The organism is Roseibium sp. RKSG952, from assembly GCF_009711355.1.
In genome coordinates, this window is record NZ_SMMF01000290.1 from 1 (window position 1) to 516 (window position 516).

Genomic DNA, 516 nt, shown 5'->3' on the forward strand with positions numbered 1-516 from the left:
GGTTTGAAACCAAGCCTATGGAAAATCAACGTCTTCTCCGTCCTGAAGGACGCGGATTTTAAGCGAAGCGCAAGCTGTCAGGCTGCGTGACGAGATTCGCGTTTCTGACGAGCTTTTGCTCGTTTGCTTGGCGCTATCCGCGTTCCGGACGTAAGAATATTGCGAGTGGCGTTCGTATCCGCATTGACTTCATGTCCGCAGGATTCGCAGTGAAGGAGCTCTTGGCTTTGCGGCTCTGCTTGTCGATTGCACCGCATTCAGCGCAGGTTTGTCAGGCAAAACATTGAAGAACAACGGAATTGAAGAACAACGGAGTGAATCTTGATGCCTCGCTGCGCGAAGTGCGCTCTTGCTCCCTTCCTTCAGGTGGGGCTTTGCCGCGCTTCTGGATTACACGATCGTTTCCCATACAGATACGCAGAATTCTGAAATTCTACATGAACCGACAGGCAAGGTCTTTACCTCCATGTCCTGACCGGCATCCCTCAGTCGATCCCCTCCAGCAACATCGAAAGC

1 protein-coding gene is annotated in these 516 nt (G+C 52.1%); it reads right to left on the reverse strand.

Features of this window, described 5'->3' with window-relative positions; translation table 11 throughout:
* Positions 1 to 77 precede the first annotated feature (77 nt).
* On the reverse strand, positions 78 to 257 hold the full coding sequence (locus tag E1297_RS51095; protein WP_155132677.1) for a zinc ribbon domain-containing protein: 180 nt from the start codon (positions 255 to 257) through the stop codon (positions 78 to 80).
* Between the last annotated feature and the right edge of the window lie 259 nt (positions 258 to 516).